This is a genomic window from Sphingobacterium tenebrionis (genome assembly GCF_037126265.1).
Classification (GTDB): Bacteria; Bacteroidota; Bacteroidia; order Sphingobacteriales; family Sphingobacteriaceae; genus Sphingobacterium; species Sphingobacterium tenebrionis.
This window is the reverse complement of the sequence record NZ_JAYLLN010000006.1, coordinates 128,613-141,863: the sequence shown is the minus strand read 5'-3', so window position 1 is coordinate 141,863 and position 13,251 is coordinate 128,613. Positions and strand designations below refer to the sequence as shown.

The following is a 13,251-nucleotide window of genomic DNA, read 5'->3' as shown; positions in this document are numbered from 1 at the left end:
AATAAGAGAGGGGGATTAACATTGCGAAGGGTCTCTCAAGGACCAATGACGATTAAAAATCTTACTCCCTCTCTCGCTGTATCCTAAATGAAATACAAAATTATATTCTGTTTCTTTAATTCCTATAACTTCCCTACAAACTTACGATGACGCATCCTCTTCGCATTGACGTAGAGTTCGCAATGACGCGTGGCTCCCAAAATTCTTAATAACTATAACTAAAGCTAAAGCTCGGCACTACCTTTCCTCTGGCGCTTGGATGATTTATATAACTCAATTTCCCACCCAGCCCAAAATCCGGCAATTTATACCTCATCAAATTGAAATCCATAGAGAGTCCAACCCCATATGATGCCGGTGAAAACCCACTATCCTCCAAATTCTGATAATCCGTAAACAGATACCCATGGAATCTTTTGATATACCCCAAAGGGCCAATCGACCAATCCGGATAAGCAATCGGAAAACGATAATTCAACAACAAGGTATTATCCACCTTCTCGGATTTGAAATGAGCCCAGCCACCCACCATAGGGAGTTCATTCGAATTGGCAAACTGCCCATACCCATTCTGATAAGATAACCTGGCCTGAAAACCGTGGTTCCTAAAGAAACCAGGAAAGTAAAAATTACTCTTTAACACCCAGATATTACCCGTCATGCCGGATGTAAAAGGCACATGCCGATAAATTATATTGATATTCTGTCCCCATTTTGGGATCAGATCCATTTGGCTGCGGCGCCAATTGCGGTTCAAATAAACCTGATAATTTAATGGAAATGCAATTTCATACCTGAAATTCCTTAAATTATCCATGCTCAGATCATACCTTTTCTGATAGGAAGTTCCAAAATTCAACCCATAACTGTAAATCACATTGCCCCTGTATTTGACCATAGGGATCTGCATATCCAACATATACACATGTTCCCTATAATCAAAATTGATGGTTTGCGTGCCGTTATTTCCTACTTTCGCCTGACCTATCAGCCCTCTGTTTTCATAACTCACCGTAAATTTTGGATAATATTTCTGATAAGTAACCTCTGCTGAATAGCTGCTTTTTTCTCTTTCCAGATCATATTCATAACCCAATTTGACCTGGGAAGTATTCAGCAGATCATTGGCGATCCAGAATATACCAGGCCTATAATTATCAAAACTTTCAAAATTATTAGCGCTTATACTAAGGCTATGGAAGTTGAAAAGATGGCTTAAAGGATTGTATTTTTTGATCTGGTAGTCTTGATTTTGAGGTTGATTTTCCAAACTATAAATAGCATTAAGCTGCCGATCCATGATCGCCGGATTGTTTTCATCAATCTTCACCGGATGGAATTTTACAGAATCCAACCTAAGTTTTCCTACCTTTTGGCCATTAAATTTATAGCTGTTATAGTAAAGCGTATTCCCATCATAGCTGCTTGGTGAATAATTTCCCAAGCTCGAAAAGGTGACTTGCGAAACTGATCCATTACCAAGATCCAACCTGAAAATATTATCTTTTTGATCTTTTTGTGCCTTGAAAATAACGCTTTCACCGGCATAGATCGGGCGCTCAAACTCTTGGTTCGACCAAGCGAATAGGGGTTCCCAAGACTTGGATTCCAAATCTATTTCGATCAGATTATTGCCTTTTTGACTCAAGACAATGGCTACTATCTTGTTGTTTTTTGGATGAAGAGCAGGCTGTAATAACTGGAAATCCGCAGGCATTTGCACAACCTCTTGAACATCCAATGTCTCTAAATTGATTTTAACTAGGCTAGAAACGTTTGTTTGATCTACATGGACCACATACACATTTTCAGAATTTGAATCGATTACAGGGCTGTAAAAACGGCTGTTTTTGCTGAGGTCCTTCGTTTTTTTCGTCTTTATATCATAAATCCGGATAATATTATAGGTCTGTTTACCAAATCGGGCATCCCTTCTGATTTCGTCCCATACTATATGGTTATCGTTTAAGTGAAAATATGGACGGAGCTGATAACCGAGCTTAAACAGTTTTTTACTGCTATTCTGTTCGATTTTTGCCAGATGGGATACCTGATCTGGCGATTCCACCAAGGTGAAAATTTCTCCTGAACCATTGGTTTGAGGGAGGTAATAATGGCTGAAATATCGGTCGTTTTTTGGAGAAATAATATCCTCTTGTTCGGGTTTGATATGCATTTCCCAAGTGCCCTTATACGCCTTCATACTTTGCTTGTATAGCGCTTGACTGTTCATGTCTGTCTCTTTCTTCAAGGCAACATTAAAGTTGAAGGGGCGCAGTAGATTTTTCCTCATGTTGTCCATGATCTTCTCCTTCACCGGATATCCAAAATTGTTGCTGAGGTAGCTATTCATCAGATAACCGGTGAGGTAGTAAGAGGGGGTAATATCTTTGAAAGACCCAAGGATATTTTTATCGAATGAATAGTTTTTGCCGGCTACCATATTGGCTTTTAGGGGAACCATCCAGGCGCTGGATCTTCCTCGGCCACCATTGGAGAATTGGGTTTCGATAGAGACAGCATCCCCCTCAAAGTACCATGCCGGAAGATGAAGTCCGTACAAGGCTAAAGCCAATTGTTCGAAAAACGGACCTTTGATTTTACCTGTCAATTTGTCAAACTGTGCTACATGTCTAAGTTCGTGCTGGACGAGGTTTGGTAACCAATTGGTGTTGTCGCTAGCCGGCCCAGGTGTGGAGAATAGTTCCACTTTACGTGGAGCCAATTGAGCGAAACCATTCTGTTCGATATGGTTCTCTTGAACTATGATTGAAATTTTCCTTGGATTTATTCCTAGATCTTTACTGGCATTATCCAACATGCTGTTGATCTGAGAGGCGAGGAGAGGAGCTGCTTTTTCAAATTCTTGAGGGAATATCAATTGGAATCGGGCTTCATTTATCTGTCTCCATTTCGTCTTAGAAGAGGCTTGGTCGGAGTCAAAAAGTTGAGCTTTTACTTGTTGTGTATATATGGTTAATATAATACAAGTTAAAATACTGATAAATATATATTTATATAATGATTTTTGTCTTAAAAACATGATATGCTAAAAATATTAGTACTAAATCTAAGATTTAATTTAAGTTAGTGTTTTATTAAAAAACTTTTAAATACTGAAATACAAGATTTTATATTGTTTTTGTGTTTAATCATAATTCACTAATTTTTGGTTGTTTTTTATGCTTTTTTGTGCGTTTTGGAATTGGTTGACTCCACTCATTCGGACAAATTATTGCTTGCTGTAAATGTATGTTTATTTATTAAATATTCCAAGAGATGAAGCTGGATGCTGTTCAACTCAAAATTTATGTCTATTACTTTGATAGATATTGTTCAATATCCTTTCGTTTTTTTGGATACGTTTTATAGATTGGAAATTCATTTTTCGAATTAGTGTTTTCGGAGCTCCTATGTTTGGGAATCTTCGGTTATGGGCGGGGCTTATTATTCCTATGCTAATGCTAAGGATTTAGCCTTTCTAATAAGACTATTCATTTATAAAAACATATGCCATAATGGCATATGTTTGTGCTGGCTTTAAAATTTCAACGTTTATCTTATTGCTTGTTTTCCGAGGTCAGTTCGGGATTTTCTTTCGTTTTTTTTGCCGCACTTTTGGCATTGTGATTTTTAGGATGGACTATTTATTCTGGGTGATTTTAGATTTTGTCGAGTGAACTTTTCTTAATTAGTTTTGGAATGAAAGCTTTCTTTTTTTTCTTCTTCATTTTTATCTCCTTTAGCACAAGATTTTTTTGGGAGGGTTTTGGATCGTTTTTTTTGTGGATGATAAAGGCTTGAATATTTCAAAGACTATTAGGGGGTAATTTGGTGTTCTGTAATATTAATATGATTATGCTGCAGTATTGAATAAATATAATCTATAAGTATAACATTTGATTCATGTATACTCATCCATTTGCCTTTCCAATGAACATCAAATAAAGGTGAGTTGAAAGTGGTTTTATTTGATGGTTTTTCGGGTTTCTATTTTAAGTGGGATCGGTTATTTTTGCTTCATTTATTCAAGCTATAAGTGGTGCAATTTTCCGCCTATTGTTTCTTTTTTTATTGTTCTATTTTCCATCAGATATTAAGGTATTGAAATGATTTTCTATACAAACTGATAACAGGATTAATTAACTTTAAAGAATATAAATAATGTAAAGAAGTAATATTGTTCTTCGTTAACTGTCAACCCTGTTTTATGAAGCTTTTTTCGAATATTTATATAGCTAAATTTAACTGATATATTTCTTTATCAGTTAAATTTGTTTAAGAACATAAATAATAGATAAATCGCCATATTTTTTCATTTTTATAATCTGATTCAAATATCCCTTCAAAAATGGGTCTTATCTATTTTTGATTTAACGGATTTTTAGGCTTCGTTTTTTTATTGTGAAAGATGTTGTTTTTCAATTTAAAAAAACGACTTTTGCACAAAAGAATTTTTAGGCACCAATGTAGGATCATATAAATAGAGGAGGCGTATGGAAGAATTAGCAATGCTTGTTTCGCATGTCGAACAACTTATTGAACATGGTGATAGAGCCGAGCTTGCAGATTATTTGAATGAACTGAACATTTCAGATGTGGAGGAGCTGATCGATGAGCTCCCAGAGCACGGTCCATTGTTCCTCGAGATCTTAAGTATCAAACGTGCGGTAAACGTATTCCGGATTTTGGACTTCCCAACCCAAGAACGGATTTTCAAGAAATTACCAAATTTTAAAATCAGAGAACTTCTTAACGAATTGCCACCCGATGACCGGACTTCCTTTTTTAGTGAGTTGTCTGGTGATGTGGTGAAACGCCTGATCATTCTATTGACTCCGGAGGAGCGTAAGGAAGCCTTGTCTTTATTGGGGTATCCAGAAGATTCGGTTGGTCGTTTGATGACCCCGGATTACATCACGGTCAAGGAGCATTGGACCATGCCGCGGGTACTTGACCATATCCGTCGATATGGATCGGCATCCGAGACGATCGATGTGCTTTATGTCATCGATTCGGAAGGAAAGTTGATAGACGATATTCGGATCAAGGATGTGCTGGTTGCCGAAGAAGATACCATTGTTGCGGATCTGATCGATAATCGGTTGATTTCCCTGCATGCCTACGATCCGGCCGAAGAGGCGGTGACCATCTTCCGGATGAACAACCGCGTGGCATTGCCTGTCGTAGATGATAAGGACATCATGCTAGGGATCATCACGATCGATGATATCCTTTGGGTAGCCAATGAAGAGTATACGGAAGATATGCAACGTATCGGGGGTACTGAAGCCCTTGATGAGCCTTACTTGGATGTATCTATCTTCCACTTGGTAAAGAAACGCGCAGGCTGGCTTATTGTGCTCTTCCTAGGGCAGTTGTTGACCGCCGTGGTGTTAGGGTATTACGAAAGCAAATTCGTGCCTGTATTGATCCTCTTGATGCCGGTGATCATGTCCAGTGGGGGTAACTCCGGTTCACAGGCCTCGACCCTGATCATCCAGGCGATGGCGATGGGAGAGGTGACCCTTCGGGACTGGTGGATGGTCATGAAAAGAGAATTGCTCTCCGGTTTGCTTTTAGGGGTGATTCTTGGTGCGCTTGGATTTATGCGGATCGGGATGGAGGAAGCCTTTAGGCAATCCTATGGTGATATCTGGTATCTGATTGCTATTGCGATCAGTCTTTCGCTGGTGGCTGTGGTGCTTTGGGGTTCGGTTATCGGTTCCATGCTTCCTTTTATTTTGCGTAGGCTGGGAGCGGATCCGGCAAGTTCATCCGCACCATTTGTATCCACTATTGTCGATGTAACAGGTTTGATCATCTATTTTACCTTTGCTACCTTGGTGTTGAAAGATGTGCTCTTTTAATTCATTGGAGCGGATTTAAAATTATTCTGATTGGTTCTGAATAACTTGCGAAAAAACGCATAAAAATATTTGCACTTGTCGGTATATCTTCCGATAATTGCATCACCAAAACGAAAGGGACGGGAAATTCCTGAATAGCTCAGTTGGTTAGAGCATCTGACTGTTAATCAGAGGGTCGCTGGTTCGAGCCCAGCTTCAGGAGCAAAAAAGGCTATCGCGAGATAGCCTTTTTTTATTTTCGCGTCGGTGAAAAAGGATAGTGAAAGGATAGTGAAAGTATGTAAAATGTATGCTTTACTTGAAGTAGCCTTAGTTTGACCCTGCTTTAAGCTTGCTTAGACCACGATTATAGCCCAAATTCAAACATATTTTGAATCTCTAGGTTGCATGCCATCCGAAGAAAATGGATAATACAGGTAAAGATTGCTACAAACTTTAAAGATTGCTTCGTCGTACCTCCTCGCAATGACGCGAGAATCAAAAAATGTTTTACAAAAAATTTGCGAATTAAAATCTAAAATTCTATTTTTGTACCACTTTGAAGATGACAGCGGGTCATTAGAAAGATTCCTGAATAGCTCAGTTGGTTAGAGCATCTGACTGTTAATCAGAGGGTCGCTGGTTCGAGCCCAGCTTCAGGAGCAGAAAAACAAAGTAAGCCGGCCTCGATGCCGGCATTTTTTTTATTTAAAGATTTTGTACATGAGTTTAGTTATTGTTGGTACCGTGGCTTTTGATGCTATAGAAACGCCATTTGGAAAAACAGATAAAATTGTTGGTGGAGCTGCTACATTCGCAGGATTGGCTGCTTCTTACCTTTATCCAAACGTGAAATTGGTTTCGGTAATCGGAGAGGACTTCGGCGAGGAGAACTTGAGCATCATGACCTCCAAAGGGATCGATGTAGAAGGGGTAGAGATCATTCCAGGAGGAAAATCATTCTTCTGGTCCGGAAAGTACCACAATGATATGAACAGCAGGGATACCCTGATCACGGAATTGAATGTATTGGCCGATTTTGATCCTAAAGTACCTTCTTCTTACCAAGATTGCGAATACCTATTATTGGGAAACCTTACTCCATCTGTACAGCTAGCGACCTTAGAGCGTTTAGAGAACAAACCTAAATTGGTGGTTCTGGATACGATGAACTTTTGGATGGACGTGGCCATGGATGGTCTTAAAGAAGTTCTTCAGAAGGTGGATGTATTGACGATCAATGATGCTGAAGCAAGACAATTGGCTGGAGAATATTCGTTGGTAAAGGCTGCGGATAAAATTTTGCAGATGGGACCAAAATACCTGATCATTAAAAAAGGCGAACACGGTGCGCTTTTATTTGGAGAAGGTCAGGTGTTTTCAGCACCAGCTCTTCCATTAGCTGATGTGTTTGATCCTACAGGTGCAGGTGATTCGTTTGCCGGTGGCTTTATTGGCTATTTGGCAAAACTACAATCCGTGAACTTCACGAACATGAAAAATGCGATCATCTTTGGTTCGGCATTGGCCTCTTTCTGTGTAGAGAAATTTGGTACGGAACGTTTGCAGAACCTGACTAAACAAGAGATTTCAGACCGTATTCAACAATTCGTTCAGCTATCAAAATTTGAGATCAGCGAATAATTAGCTGTACCAAGAAATAACGGCCATTCCTAAACGGCCAAAAAAAATCCTCTATAAAAAATATAGAGGATTTTTTTGTCTTCAAGGTTTGTATATTTCTTTAATCCATTTCAACGTTATACGCTGCCAAGGATTTCTTCATTGATTTTCTAGCCACATGGATCCTGGTCTTCACAGTACCAATAGGGATTTTTAGATGATCTGAAATTTCATGGTATTTATATCCTTCGAAATACATGGTAAAAGGGATATAATATTCATCTGATAATTTAGATAAGGCGTAATTGATGTCCTCCATTACAAATTTGTTTTCGCCTTTGTTCTTGGTCGCAGATACTACCAGGTTGGTTTGAGAGATTTCCTCTTCTTTCGTGATAAAAGAGTTCGTTTTTACGACACGACGGTAATTGTTGATGAATGTGTTCTTCATAATAGTGTACAACCATCCACGTAGATTAGTTCCGTCTCTAAAGTTCTTAAAATACGTTACGGCTTTTAGTAGCGTATCTTGCACTAAATCGTTTGCATCCTCAGCATCTCTAGTAAAGTTTCTTGCGTAACTTCTTAGCGATTCGGAATGTTGGACGACAAGTGTGTTAAAATCGAGCTTGTTCATACGATTAGTAGTTTATATAGTTAAATGATGCGATTTGACAGGAATTCCTGTAACTAAACGAGTATGTTCGTATCGTTTAGCTGTAAGGGTTATTGCAATAGTTGTGCGAGAAATTCCAGAAAGTGTGGAAATGTTGAGGATTTAGGGAGGGAAATTTCGTTTTAGGAAATCGCTTGTTTTACGATAATCGAGGTTTGAGGGCGCTCAGGATAGATTTGTTGAATTTTAATAAAAAAATATGTAATTACAGAAAATGTGGAAAACTTTTATAAGAGGTTGACTTCACGTTCCAATCTCACACCAAACCTGTTCAGTACATCGTCCACAATAGTAGACGATATTTGGAATATCTCATTTCCAGTGGCTTGCCCACAGTTCGTGATCACCAAAGCCTGATTTTTCCACACTTGCACTTCACCAACACGTTTTCCTTTCCAGCCACATTCCTCTATTAACCAGCCTGCTGCCAACTTCTCGGCGTCCTCATTAATAGGATAATGTACGATCGTTGGAAATTGTTTTCTCAATTCTTCAAATTGTGCGGTTGGGATGATGGGGTTTTTGAAAAAACTTCCCGCGTTTCCTACAGTAGAAGGATCCGGAAGTTTTTCGACGCGTATATAGGATACCACCTCGGCCACATCCTTTATGGTTGGGGAAGTAATCCCTCTATTATTTAATTCGGCCTCAATCGCCCCATAACTGGTATTGATCGTTCCGAACAAAGCTAATTCGTAGGTTACACTACAGATAATGAATCTGCCTTTAAATTCCTTCTTGAAAATGCTGTCGCGGTACGAGAATTCGCATTCTGCATTATTGAAGGTCCGGAATTCTCCGGTTTGCGTATCGAATGCTCGGCAGGAATAAAAGATATGCATGAGCTCCTGTCCATAGGCTCCAATGTTCTGAATAGGAGAGGCTCCTACTGTTCCCGGAATGAGCGCCATGTTTTCCATACCTGGAAAATCATGTTCGATGCAGTACCAGACCAGATCGTTCCAAACTTCTCCAGCTTCGGCCGTAACGAATACCTTATCATTCTGAATGAAATGTTGCTTTCCTTTATTGCACATATGTACAATAAGTCCTTCATAATTCTTGGTGAACAACACATTGGATCCGCCACCTAATACAAAGAAAGGTTGATTGAAGTGTCCGGCCTCATAAAGGCTGGTCAGGGTAAGTTCATCTTCCACCTTGATGTATTGTTCGGCTAATGCTTCTATCCCAAACGTATTAAACTGCTTTAAGGAGGTGTTTTGCTGGATCTCGTTTTTCATTTTTTGACCGAATCTATTAAAAGTTCGAAAAATTTAGTTAACTTTAGTTTAAGACGTAAATATAGGCAAAGCCTAAATCAATAACTAATTTAAATTGCTAATGGCGAAGAGTGCGGATGCAAAAAGGACAAAGATTTTAGAGGCTGCAAAGAAGCGGTTTGCTCATTATGGTCTTGCCAAAACAACGATGGCAGAGATCGCGCAGGACCTGTCTTTCTCCAAAGCATTATTATATTATTATTTTCCGGATAAGAACAGTTTGTTTGCTGCCGTAATGGAAGCTACGATTGATGAATTATTGGAAATAAGCACCGCTAAGATCAAGTCAGCAAAAACCGTCCAACACGCCATCGATGCATTTCTAGAAACCCGTTTGCATATCATCAAAGAGAATTATAACGTGTTTGAATTTACCTATTCCCTACGCAATGATATGCCGCCTGATCTAGAATGTGCCATGCCGGCGATGTTTGAACGCGAGATTGAACAGGTAAGGTCCATCCTGGAAATGGGAGTGGAGAATGGGGAGCTAAAACCTATCGATGATATGATGACGACCGCCAGGATCTTATTGATTTCCATGTTGGGCATGCGGTTAGGCATCCTGAAAGAATTCAAGAACCTGTTTTTTCCACCAACAAAGGAAGAGTTCGATTACATTCTGGATCTGCAACGAAAACTTTCCAAGATATTTATTGATGGCCTTCGCAAATAGCCTTCATGATCAAGCTGGCATGAATTCTTGAGTTTTCGATAAACCAAAGGTGGGTATTCAATCCTCCACAAACCACCCCTGCCAAGTACATCCCTTTGACATTGGTTTCCATCGTTTCCGGATTATGGACCGGGATGCAGGGTGCAATTTCCGGCACTTCAATGCCTAGTTTCAACAGAAAATTAAAGTTGGGTCTATATCCTGTCAGTGCTAACACAAAATCGTTTTCCAATATGATCTTTCCTTCAGGGGTTTCAATCTCGACTTCTTCTTCGGTGATAGCGGTTATATTGGAATTGAAATAGGCTTTCACTTCGCCAAAAGCAATGCGGTTTTCGATATCGGGCCTTACCCAATATTTTACCCTCGGGCTGATTTCGGGCCCCCTTACCACCAAGGTTACCTCTGCTCCTTTACGGAAGGTCTCCAGGGCGGCATCGATGGAAGAATTGCTTGCTCCAACGACAACAACCTTCTGGTTGGCATAATAATGAGGGTCATCGTAATAATGGCGTACCTTCTCCAGTTCTTCTCCCGGTACATTCAGGTAAATGGGGATGTCATAAAAACCGGTGGCAATAACCACATTTTTGGCTTGGTAATTCCCTTTGCTACTATTGACATGAAAAACGTGGTCTACCTTCCTTACACTTAAAACCTCTTCAAATAGCTTGCAGTTCAGGTCGAATTTTCGCTCCACCCGACGGTAATATTCCAGTGCTTCGGCACGCTTTGGTTTAGGATTCGTGGTAACAAATGGGGTATCTCCGATTTCTAACCTCTCGGAAGTAGAGAAAAAGGACATATTGATGGGATAATTGTACAGGGAATTGACCAGACAGCCTTTTTCAAGAATGATATGCTTGAGCTTGTTTTTCTTTGCTTCTATACCACAGGCAATTCCAATCGGTCCTGCCCCAATAATGAGGACATCATATATATTATCCATTTTTTGTTTCCAGTTTTTCAAGTTGAATGACGGATTCCTTTTCCATTACATCCACCGTAGATTTATATAAATCTGAGGAAATTTTATTTAAGAACTGTAATTGCTCGGTAATTAATTTAGATTCTTCCGGATCAAGCGTGTCATCTGTCAGCTCCGGAAAATCGCGTACAGGAGTAAATTCTTCCTCCTGCTCTACATGCAGGGTTTCAATGGATTTTTGGATATGGTTCAGGATTCTTTTGAGAATGGTCAAATGTTCCTTTGTATAATTCGTATCCGTTGCTTCCGTCAATTGGATCAGCAAGGTTGCCCCGTAAGAAGATAAAATATGGTTGAGGATGACGAATCTGTTGACATCCTTCGTGCTTTTCTGCCGCCATTTAGGCTCGGAAAGCATGCGTTGGAAGGTGGACCCCATATTGGCAGAGGAGATGTAAACCTGTTTTCGAGCGAGTTTATAATCGGTCACGCCGATGGTCTCCCCCGAAAGGATACGGACCGCCTGGGCAAGATAATTGTAATTGGCGATCAATAACTGCCGCATGTTCGTTTTGATCTGGAAACTTTCCCAATTGGGAAAGATGATATAACTCGAAATAAAGGCGATCATCCCGCCTAGAAATGTGTCAAATATCCGTTCTTTGGCCATCACAAAGGTGTTGACACCGGTGAAGCTCAGCATGATCATCACATAAGGGGTCATGAAGAGTACCGCCATAATGTAATTTACCCGGAATAGGCTATAGGCTGTCAGGAAGAAAAAGATCAAGAGGATGAACCGTATGATCTCTGAATGTATGGTCATGAGGATGATAGCACCGATAATACCGCCGATCACGGTTCCCATCAATCGTTGCACATTCCTTTCCTTGGTCAATCCAAAACCGGGCTTTAAGATCACCATGATGGTCAAAAGAACCCAGAAGCTGCCCATCTGTCCGATGTTGAAGAAGTTCAGGTTAAGGATCAGGTAAGTGAGGGACATGACAATGCCCATCCGTAGGGCATGCCTAAAGATGGAAGAGTTCAGGGAAAGGTTACTCTTAAATTTCTTCCAATCAATATGCTCCGTCTGTATGAATTTATTGGCTTCTTCAATCTCCTGTTTATGGACATTGTTAGGCCTGATAATGCTGTAATTGTAAATATTCTGGATGAACGCCGTAATGTTACGGATACTGATCAGGATCTTTTTTAAAGGAATGGTATTGACCTGTTCCTTTTTATCCAACTGGTCTATTTTATATAAGATCCGATCAAAATCATTGGCAAAGCTGTATTTTGCTTTTGGCGCTTTATTGGCGTTGAGTTGATAGGCCAGATGATCGAGTTCATTGGCAACCTTGATCAATAAAAGCCTGAATTCCTTCAGGATGCCCGTTTCGGAATACGACTTCCGGATCTGTTCATAATCATAATGGGTGGTCATGGACAGTTCGAAGAGGTCTACAATATCATTAAAAGTCAAGGTCAGGAATCGACCAATTTTGGTAGTATCCTTTATCGATCGCTTGCTTTGGAAAAGAAGATCTCGAACGTTTTCCTGGTGCTCATGAACTTCCACCTGTTTATCGATCAGTTTGCGGTAATTCTCGTCGAAGTCGGTTTTAGGGTCGTAAAAGTTAGCTCGCAGTCGAATAAAATCACCTACATGCCGGATGGATTCCGATAATTCCTGTTGAGCAAGCCGATAGGGGCGAACCTGCGTCATGGAAAAGCTGATCAGCATATACCATAGGCCACCGATGATGAAGTAAAGCAGAAATTCCAGCTCCTCGGTGATGTTCTTGACATCATCGATGTAGATCAGCATGATCAATACCCCCATGGAACCCACGGTAGCGGCCCGGGCATTGAAAACGGCGAACATGGAATAGAGAAAACAAAGAATGGCAATGAGGCCTGTCATGAGCCAGATATTGCTATTGACCAAGACCGTCAGGAATTGGGTGATCAAGCAGACGATAAAACTGGCAATCATCCCTGTTCTGCGATGGCTGGGCGCCCCAGGTGTATCAGAAAGCCCCACCAATAAAGCGCCTAAAGAGATGTAAGTGCCTAGCATGAACTGCCCTAAAAGGGCGCAAATGATGACCGGAACGATGCAGCCAATGGTGATTCGAAGTCCATCTGCAAAGTATTGGCTGTAGAAAAAGTTACTGATCTCTTTTGTTTTTATCATGGCTTGTCACACA

Annotated in this window: 8 protein-coding genes and 2 tRNA genes; 5 read left to right on the top strand and 5 right to left on the bottom strand. The window is 40.2% G+C overall.

Features of this window, described 5'->3' with window-relative positions:
* Positions 1 to 205: 205 nt before the first annotated feature.
* Positions 206 to 3,043: a TolB family protein gene (locus VJ786_RS04735; protein WP_336557353.1), complete on the bottom strand. Its 2,838-nt coding sequence runs from the start codon at positions 3,041 to 3,043 to the stop codon at positions 206 to 208.
* Between the two features lie 1,453 nt (positions 3,044 to 4,496).
* Between VJ786_RS04735 and mgtE the strand changes: the two genes are divergently transcribed.
* From mgtE to VJ786_RS04715, 4 genes are all read left to right on the top strand, one after another.
* Complete coding sequence (mgtE, locus tag VJ786_RS04730; protein WP_099367986.1) at positions 4,497 to 5,870, top strand: magnesium transporter; 1,374 nt, start codon at positions 4,497 to 4,499, stop codon at positions 5,868 to 5,870.
* Between the two features lie 128 nt (positions 5,871 to 5,998).
* Positions 5,999 to 6,072, top strand: a tRNA-Asn gene (locus VJ786_RS04725).
* 366 nt (positions 6,073 to 6,438) lie between these two features.
* Positions 6,439 to 6,512 (top strand) — tRNA-Asn (locus VJ786_RS04720).
* Between the two features lie 60 nt (positions 6,513 to 6,572).
* Positions 6,573 to 7,493, top strand: coding sequence for a PfkB family carbohydrate kinase (locus VJ786_RS04715; protein ID WP_134776990.1), 921 nt, complete (start codon positions 6,573 to 6,575; stop codon positions 7,491 to 7,493).
* Positions 7,494 to 7,593: 100 nt separating this feature from the next.
* Here the strand turns inward: VJ786_RS04715 and VJ786_RS04710 are convergent, their stop codons facing one another.
* On the bottom strand, positions 7,594 to 8,109 hold the full coding sequence (locus VJ786_RS04710) for an RNA polymerase sigma factor (RefSeq protein ID WP_099365265.1): 516 nt from the start codon (positions 8,107 to 8,109) through the stop codon (positions 7,594 to 7,596).
* A gap of 266 nt (positions 8,110 to 8,375) precedes the next feature.
* On the bottom strand, positions 8,376 to 9,392 hold the full coding sequence (murB, locus tag VJ786_RS04705) for a UDP-N-acetylmuramate dehydrogenase (protein ID WP_099365266.1): 1,017 nt from the start codon (positions 9,390 to 9,392) through the stop codon (positions 8,376 to 8,378).
* 100 nt (positions 9,393 to 9,492) lie between these two features.
* Here murB and VJ786_RS04700 point away from each other — a divergent pair, with 100 nt between their 5' ends.
* Complete coding sequence (locus VJ786_RS04700; protein WP_134776989.1) at positions 9,493 to 10,107, top strand: TetR/AcrR family transcriptional regulator; 615 nt, start codon at positions 9,493 to 9,495, stop codon at positions 10,105 to 10,107.
* Here the strand turns inward: VJ786_RS04700 and VJ786_RS04695 are convergent.
* Positions 10,085 to 11,056: a YpdA family putative bacillithiol disulfide reductase gene (locus VJ786_RS04695; protein WP_134776988.1), complete on the bottom strand. Its 972-nt coding sequence runs from the start codon at positions 11,054 to 11,056 to the stop codon at positions 10,085 to 10,087. The genes VJ786_RS04700 and VJ786_RS04695 overlap by 23 nt on opposite strands.
* Entirely contained in the window at positions 11,049 to 13,238 is a 2,190-nt protein-coding gene (locus VJ786_RS04690; protein ID WP_099365269.1) for an FUSC family protein, read from the bottom strand. Before VJ786_RS04690 ends, VJ786_RS04695 begins: the two co-directional genes overlap by 8 nt.
* Positions 13,239 to 13,251 lie beyond the last annotated feature (13 nt).